The following is an 8,473-nucleotide window of genomic DNA, read 5'->3' as shown; positions in this document are numbered from 1 at the left end:
GTGGTGGAGTATATGCTTATACTGTTTATTCTAACGTTTCTAATACATTAGATGCTGTTCATAAACCATTAGATCGTGAGAAATCTGAAAAACGAGAAAAGAAGGTAGATATTTCAGATCAAAAACCAATATCTATTTTAATGATGGGGGTAGACCAACGTGGTGAAGACCAAGGAAGGTCGGATTCATTAATGCTATTTACATTAAATCCTACGACGAAATCTATGAAAATTGTTAGTATTCCACGTGATTCTTATACAGAAATCGTTGGAAAAGGTACAAAAGATAAAATTAATCATGCTTATGCTTTTGGCGGAATTGATATGGCTGTAAAAACAGTAGAGAATTTTCTTAATGTACCAGTTGATCATTATATTGAAGTAAATATGGATGGATTTAAAGATATTGTAGATGCTGTTGGTGGTGTAGATGTAAATAATGATTTAGATTTCACATATGAAGGAATTCATTTTGAAAAAGGAAACATTCATTTAGATGGTAGAAAGGCATTACATTATTCTAGGATGAGAAAGCTTGACCCACGTGGTGATTTCGGACGTCAAATGCGCCAACGTCAAGTAATTCAAGGAGTAATTAAACAGGGTGCTACAGTTTCTTCTCTAGCAAGTTACGGGGATGTATTAAAAGCAATTGAGAAAAACGTTAAAACAAGTTTAACGCAAGACCAAATGTTTGATATTCAAAAGAATTATAAAGATTGCATGCAGAATAGTGAAGAAATCCAAATTCCAGGTGATGGCCACAAAGCTGCTGATGGTATTTGGTACTACTATGTTCCAGATGCAGCGAAACAAGATTTAACGAATAAGTTAAGAGCGCATCTTGAATTGACTAAGTAATATGTAATAACCCAACTCCTTTGGAAGGAGTTGGGTTTATTTTTGCATGGATTTATATTAGTATTATATATTGTGAGATTAATAGATGAGGTGAATCGATGAATAAGAAAGCAGTACTTGTCCTTGTTATTTTTGTATTGTTTGTAGCTTCGATTGTGAGCGGTAAATTGTACTGGAATAAGAAGATTGCAAATGCAACAGGACAAACGAGTGAAGTAACGAAAACAAAAGCTGAAGTAAAAGATAGCGGAGCAAAGAAAGAAGAGAAAAAAGAGGAGAAAAAACAAGATGCAAAGTCATCTTTTAATGAGGCATACGCGAAGAACTTGCCAGATGCAGTGAAAGAGAAGTTAAAGAAAGCTGCTGAGGATAAAAAGGCAGTAAATCTTGTTATTGTTGGTGATGAAGCTTCTTCATCTGAAAAAGGTGCTTGGGCAGCTAAGCTAACGGCTAATTTAGAAACTGCTTATGGTAAAGGTTTATGGAATGTGACTGTAAAGGAATATAAGGGTGAAAGCACAGAAGAGTTAATTACGAATAAACGTGATAAAGAGATTGCAAAAGATAATCCAGATGTGATCTTATTTGAGCCACCATTTATTACTGATAACGGTAAAACTGGTAATGGGAACTCTGTTGTGAATACACAGAAGTTCGTTCAAGCACTTTCTACTAGTGCAAAAGGTGCTACGATTATGATTCAACCATCAAATCCAGTTTATGGTGCGAAAAATTATCCGAAATCGATTGAAGCATTAAAACAATTTGCGACGCAAAATAATTATACATATATTGATCATTGGGGAGCATGGCCGGATGCTTCAACGAAAGCAATTTTACCATACCTACAAGAAGAATTCGGTTTCCCAAGTGCAAAAGGACATGATGTTTGGGCGAAACATGTAACTGATTATTTTGTAGCTAAGTAATAAAGGAGAGATAAAAGGTGTACGAGTTCCCGTATACCTTTTCCTTTTATAATTAAGATATCTGAAAATAGTAGGAGGAAAACAATGAATTCAATTTTAATCTGTGGCGGAGCTGGCTACATCGGTTCTCACGCTGTGAAAAAATTAGTAGACGAAGGTTTATCTGTAGTAGTAGTAGATAACTTACAAACTGGTCATGAAGATGCAATTACGGAAGGCGCGAAGTTTTATAATGGTGACCTTCGTGATAAAGCATTTTTAAGGGATGTTTTTAAACAAGAAAATATTGAGGCAGTTATGCACTTTGCAGCTGATTCTTTAGTTGGAGTTAGTATGGAAAAGCCTCTTCAATATTATAATAACAATGTGTATGGTGCACTTTGTTTATTAGAGGTAATGGATGAGTTTAAGGTAGATAAGTTTATTTTCTCTTCTACTGCGGCAACGTACGGTGAGGTAGATGTTGATCTTATTACTGAGGAGACGACGACAAATCCAACGAATACGTATGGAGAAACGAAGTTAGCAATCGAGAAGATGCTTCATTGGTATAGCCAAGCTTCTAATTTACGTTATAAGATTTTCAGATACTTTAACGTGGCTGGTGCAACTCCAAATGGTATTATTGGGGAAGATCATCGTCCAGAGACTCATTTAATTCCTCTTGTGCTGCAAGTGGCTTTAGGTCAACGTGAGAAGATTATGATGTTTGGTGATGATTATAATACGCCAGACGGTACTTGTATCCGTGATTATATTCATGTTGAGGATTTAGTAGCGGCTCATTTCTTAGGACTTAAAGACTTGCAGAATGGCGGAGAGAGTGATTTCTATAACTTAGGAAATGGTAATGGTTTCAGTGTAAAAGAAATCGTTGATGCAGTTCGTGAGGTTACAAATCATGAAATTCCTGCTGAGGTAGCACCGCGCCGTGCGGGCGATCCAGCACGTTTAGTTGCTTCTTCTAAGAAAGCGAAAGAGAAGCTAGGATGGGATCCTAAGTATGTAAATGTGAAAACAATTATTGAGCATGCTTGGAATTGGCATCAAAAGCAACCGAATGGATATGCTAAATAAATATAATAAGTGAAAGAGAGGGTATCGTCGACAAAATATGTTCGACAATACCCTCTCTTTTTTTATAGGATTTTTGCTATACTAAACTGTACTATAATACATGATGGAAGGAGGAGAATGATGAAAATACTTGTGGTTGATGATGAATCGAGTATTCGTAATTTGATTCGGATGCAGTTGGAGATGGAAGGTTATGAAGTATTGGCAGCGGCTGATGGGAGAGAAGCTTTAGAGCGATGGAATGAAGGGCCGGATGTATTGATTTTGGATGTTATGCTTCCGGATACGGATGGGTATGAGTTGCTTCGTTTGTTCCGTGAGAGGGATAGGGATATTCCGGTGCTTATGTTAACGGCAAAGAGTCAGATGAATGATAAGTTGCTTGGCTTGCAGCTTGGTGCTGATGATTATGTGACGAAGCCGTTTAATTATGCGGAGCTTATTCTTCGGGTTAAGAATATGGCGCGGCGTGTAAAGAAGACGGAGGCGGCTGTAAGTCATGAAGTAATTGAGGCTGGAGAGATAGTGATTTGTCCTAAGGAAAGAAAGGTACATGTGAGTGGACAAGAGATTCAGTTAACGTACCGAGAGTTTAATTTATGTCAGTTATTTGTTTCAAATCCGCAGCGTGTGTTTATGAGGGATGAGTTGCTTGAGAAAGTATGGGGATTTGAGTATATCGGAAATACGAGAGCAGTTGATATTATGGTGCAGAGACTTCGCAAGAAGCTTGGGACGAGCGGAGAATATATTAAGACAATTTATGGCGTTGGCTATAAACTGGATTGTTAAGTGGTGATGGTATGTCTTTAAAGCGAAATATGGTGTTTGGAATAGTTGGGCTGTTAATTCCGATTTTTGTTCTTTTATATGCAGTTGTTTATATTACGTTAGAAAAGAATATGTATCATAACGCAGCAGATTCTTTAGAAAAGTTAAGTGTAGAAGCACAAATTTATACGATGAATTATTTAGAGAAGGAAGCAGAAGTGGATACGCTTGGTCCGAATTCACTTTTAATTGCGTCGTATTTAGCGAAGCGTATGGATGTCCGTGTGCAGATGATCGGGAAGAATGGCGATGTTGTTGCAGATACACAGAAAGGAGCATTGCTTCACCGTAACATCGACATTGAGAGTTCTTTGAAGGGAAAGAAGTCTTATGTTTTTGAAGAGGCGGATCCCGCTCCCATTCTTTTGTTTTCAAGCCCAGTATATTATGGAAACGATGTCATTGGAAGTATTCGTTTTATAAATGAGTTAACAGGTGAGAAGGAAGTTTTAACAAATGTGAGCTGGACGTTCTTAATGACGTCTCTTTGTTTAGTAGCTACCGGTATTTTCTTTGCGATTCGTTTGGCGAAGTCTCTTCATAAACCAATTGATCAGTTGAGACAAATGGCACAGAGGCTCGCGAATGGTGATTATAAGAGTAAGATTGAGTTAAATGAGTACGTAGAAATCGCTCAGCTTTCAGCATCTTTTAACGCGATGGCCGATGGAATTGAGCTGCATATTAAGCAATTGCAGGAGGAGAAGGAGAAGCAGAAAGATTTCCTAGACCGCATTACGCATGAGCTAAAAACACCGCTAACGGCAATTATCGGTTATGTTGATTTAATTCCGAAGTTACAATCGAAAGAAGATGTACAGGAAAGTCTTCGTTATGTGGCTGTGGAAAGTGAGCGTTTATTATCACTTGTAGAGGAACTGCTTAAGTCCTCGAAATATGGGACGAGTACGTTTGAAGTGTCTCCTACAGTTGTGAACATAAAGGAATTGGCAGAAGAAGCAGTTTCAATTGTGAAACCGCGCCTAAATCAATTTGAAATTGAAGTGATAAATGAGTTAACGGATGTACATGTTGTTGCGGATTTTGATAAGACGAAGCAAATTTTCTTAAATGTGCTTGATAATGCAATTAAGTATAGTGATGCTTCGCACATTCGTATGAATGTAATTGTAAATGAGCATGAGGCGAAGGTTTTTGTTCATGATGATGGAATCGGTATAGATGAAGGGGTGCTTGCAGAGTGGAATGAGTCTCCGAAAGGAAAGACACTGCCTTCTAGTTACGGGAATGGTTATGGTTTGTATATTTGTCAGGAGATTATGAATAAGCAGGGCGGAAGCATGCGGATTGAGAGTAGTGAAGAAATAGGTACTACAATATTCATTACATTTTTGCTTCCGAGAAGGATGGAAGACATAAAAAACTTGAAAGCGGTTAAATGATACATTTATGAAACAATTATGCGGTATTTTCGAAACAACGTTTTTTTATCTTGGAGGTAGGCAGAAATGAAAAGGCTATCATTTCAAATTCTTATGTTTGTCATTTGTATGATTGTTTCTCTTGTTTTGTTTTATGTTATGGAGAAGCAAATCTATAATCGAATTAACATTGTAAATGATAAACAAGCCGTTTTACAAAGGGTGAATGAATCTCTTCCAATTGAAGTGAAAGTAAGACATGAAAAGTGGGGAGAAATCGTTGTAACGGATGAAGTTCGTTTGCATACGATTGTTTCATTCTTTGACCGAATTCGAATAGAGCCGGGGGACGTTAAGAGCCAAGAACAAGTATTTACTGGAGAAGTAACGTACTTGAATGGACATAAACGTACTTTTGCAGTAGGTGACTTGTTCCAGTATGGGGAAAATGTATACGGAAAGAATGGCATGGATCCGATGATTTCAGCACTTCAAACGTATTTATTAAGCCTGTATTACACGCCAGAGCGTATTAGTGATTTCTTTGCTTCAGCAAAGGATGTCGTAGTACGTCAAGGTGATGTGGTACGTACTATCAATCTTACGCACATGCTTGATTCTATTCGGTCCGCAAAGCAAATTACAGATTACGGAGAAATTCAGAAGTTATTACAATCGCAGAATGAACCGATTGCTTATATTACAGCTTATAAAACAGGTAAGCGTGTAAAGAATGATCGTGAAGATATTCTTACGATTTCTGTGTATCCATCGTACTTTGTTGTGCAATATCTCGGTGATAATAACGGGAATGTCATGTATATGAAAGGCTCTCTAGCAGAGTTATTCGTAAAGGAGAATGCGTCATGAGAAAGATAGCCTTTTTCTTCTTTTTGCTAGTAATTGGAGGAGCGATGTCTAGTTGCTCTCGAGATACAACCTCTATTAAATATAGTAAAAATGGTCTCCCTATTTTGGATGATCGTCATATTGTTGCGTATGTAGCGGCTCGTGAGGAAGTTGGTGAAGCGTTACTTTCATCATTTTGTAAACCACGTGGATGTACGTATGAATTTATTCGTCTTTCAACAGAAGAACTTCTTCGTAGAGTGGAAGAAGAAGCTGGAAATCCGAAGGCGGATATTATTATTGGCGGTACAGTAGATGCGCATCAAATGATGAAGCAAAAAAATCTTTCTATTCCTGTGATAAGCCAACACGCAAATCGTATTTCAAAAACTGTTAAAGATAAAGATGGTTATTGGTATGGTTATGAAGTGGAGAAGCTGGCAATTGCGATTAATAAAGAGCGGTGGAACGAGGAAATAGCGCCGCTCGGTCTCTCGTATCCGTTAAGATGGAAAGATTTATTGAATCCAGTATATAAAGGAAAGATTGTCATGCCCGATCCAAATGTTTCAGGTACAGCATATACGTTTTTCCAATCACTGATTGATACGTTAGGTGAAGAGGAAGCGAAGGGATATGTGAAGAATCTGGCAGAACAAGTTGGAGAAGTAACAGTGAATGGTTACATCCCAGCAGAACTTGTTGCGAGCGGTGAATATATGATAGGCATCAACTTTATGGGAGATCAGAGAATGCTTCAAAAACAAGGCTTTCCGATTTTAAGTAACGAACCTGAGCAAACAGGGTTATCTGTTAATGCGATTTCGAAACTAAAACGTGCACCGAGTGGTATTATTGCGGATTTATTTATTGATTATTGTTTATCAGAAGAAGCGGGGCATATTTTAGAAAAAGTGTCGTTTGGCGTACCAACGATGTTTGCGAAGAATGAGAAAGAAATAGAAGGACAGCCGGTTAGAAGGACGAACCAAAATATATCAAATAGCGGAATAATCGAGATATGGAATAGACAGCGTCTCTCTCTGAAGTGAGAAAAGGAGACGGAAATATATGTTTAAATGGCTCAAGCCAGCACCTGCAATTGAAAGATTGCCAGCGGATATGATCGACCGTGTATATCGATTACTACGTATTCGTGTGTTAATCGGGATTTCAGTTGGATATGCTGCTTATTATTTAGTTCGTAGTAACTTTAATTTATCTACTACGTATTTAGTAGACGAGTTCGGATTTAGCACTACACAAATCGGATTATTAGGTGCAGTAATGGCTGTTGTTTACGGACTTAGTAAATTCTTTATGGGTAATTTATCGGATAAGGCATTTGCTCAACGATTTATTGCAGTAGGTTTATTTTTATCTGGGCTTGTTAATATTTGTTTCGGTTATGCATCTTCCTTTGGGATGATTTTAACATTACTTGTTCTAAATGGTATTGTACAAGGTATGGGAGCACCACCTTGTAGTATTGTTATGACGAAATGGTTCTCGAAGAAAGAACGGGGGACGAAAACAGGTCTTTGGAATATTTCACATAACGTTGGTGGATTACTTGTTCCACCATTCATTGGAATTGGTGTAGGTATCTTCGGTGAAAGTCATTGGCAAGGTGGCGTATTTATTTTCCCAGCGATTATCGCAATGGTAATTTCAGTTCTTGTTTGGATTAATGCGAAAGATACGCCAGAATCTGAAGGTCTTCCTCCAATTGATGAGTATCGTAATGACTATGAAAATCTTGAAAAAGCAGATAATGCTAACAAGATGTCTCCAAAAGAAATTTTAATGAAATATGTAGTAAAAAATAAATTTGTTTGGTTCTTATGTATTGCAAATGCATTTGTTTATTTAATTCGTTTCGGTGTTATTAACTGGGTACCGATTTACTTAACTACAGTTAAAGGTTTTACGAAAACAGAAGCACATGCAGCATATTCAATATTTGAAGCAGCAGCGATTCCAAGTTCTTTAATTGTCGGTTTTTTAAGTGATAAATTATTCAAAGGAAAACGTATGCCATTATGTGTTATGAGTATGGCTGGAGTTGTTGTTGGTACAATTGTATATTGGCAAGCAACTAGTATACTTGTTGTAAGTATTGCAGTTTCTGTAATTGGCTGTTTAATTTATGTACCACAGTTCTTAATCGGTTTAAGTGCAATGGAATTAGTACCGAAGTTTGCAGTAGGTACAACAGTTGGTATGTGTGGTCTGTTCGGTTATGTTGGAGGTAGTTTCGTAGCGAACGCAGCAATTGGTATTATTGTTGATCGTTCTGGCTGGGATGGTTGCTTCATGTTACTGTTAGCAGGCGGTATTTTATCAACAATATTCTTACTGATTGTTCAAATGGGACATGAGAGAAAAGCTTCTAAAATAGCATAATATTTTATTTGAAAAAGCTATCCAATTTTTATATTGGATAGCTTTTATATTTTTATTTAGGAAAAATAAATAGTATGTAAAATTGCAGTTTAATATGTAAATGATTTTTATTACTTAATATAATTTTTTTAGATTCCAT

The 8,473-nt window shown here is 37.1% G+C and carries 8 protein-coding genes; all 8 read left to right on the top strand.

Going from position 1 to position 8,473, the window contains the following annotated elements; all coding sequences use genetic code 11:
- A partial coding sequence (gene tagU / locus ABWK52_RS12700) for a polyisoprenyl-teichoic acid--peptidoglycan teichoic acid transferase TagU (protein ID WP_353771947.1) occupies positions 1 to 860 on the top strand: 860 nt, incomplete at its 5' end.
- A 98-nt stretch (positions 861 to 958) separates the two neighbouring features.
- Positions 959 to 1,789, top strand: a complete 831-nt coding sequence (locus ABWK52_RS12695) for an SGNH/GDSL hydrolase family protein (protein ID WP_001034163.1) — start codon at positions 959 to 961, stop codon at positions 1,787 to 1,789.
- Between the two features lie 84 nt (positions 1,790 to 1,873).
- A complete protein-coding gene (galE, locus tag ABWK52_RS12690) occupies positions 1,874 to 2,866 on the top strand; it encodes a UDP-glucose 4-epimerase GalE (RefSeq protein ID WP_050964592.1) in 993 nt (330 codons plus the stop codon).
- Positions 2,867 to 2,986: 120 nt separating this feature from the next.
- A complete protein-coding gene (locus ABWK52_RS12685) occupies positions 2,987 to 3,658 on the top strand; it encodes a response regulator transcription factor (protein WP_000699553.1) in 672 nt (223 codons plus the stop codon).
- Positions 3,659 to 3,669: 11 nt separating this feature from the next.
- Complete coding sequence (locus ABWK52_RS12680; RefSeq protein WP_098541801.1) at positions 3,670 to 5,100, top strand: HAMP domain-containing sensor histidine kinase; 1,431 nt, start codon at positions 3,670 to 3,672, stop codon at positions 5,098 to 5,100.
- A gap of 66 nt (positions 5,101 to 5,166) precedes the next feature.
- On the top strand, positions 5,167 to 5,949 hold the full coding sequence (locus tag ABWK52_RS12675) for a DUF3919 family protein (RefSeq protein ID WP_098541803.1): 783 nt from the start codon (positions 5,167 to 5,169) through the stop codon (positions 5,947 to 5,949).
- Positions 5,946 to 6,980: an ABC transporter substrate-binding protein gene (locus tag ABWK52_RS12670; RefSeq protein ID WP_001225645.1), complete on the top strand. Its 1,035-nt coding sequence runs from the start codon at positions 5,946 to 5,948 to the stop codon at positions 6,978 to 6,980. The genes ABWK52_RS12675 and ABWK52_RS12670 overlap by 4 nt, the downstream gene beginning before the upstream one ends.
- A gap of 19 nt (positions 6,981 to 6,999) precedes the next feature.
- Positions 7,000 to 8,334, top strand: a complete 1,335-nt coding sequence (locus ABWK52_RS12665) for an MFS transporter (protein ID WP_065702810.1) — start codon at positions 7,000 to 7,002, stop codon at positions 8,332 to 8,334.
- The last annotated feature ends 139 nt before the right edge of the window (positions 8,335 to 8,473 follow it).

Source organism: Bacillus sp. AP50 (genome assembly GCF_040492675.1).
Lineage (GTDB): Bacteria > Bacillota > Bacilli > Bacillales > Bacillaceae_G > Bacillus_A > Bacillus_A cereus.
This window is presented reverse-complemented; position numbering and strand designations above follow the sequence as displayed.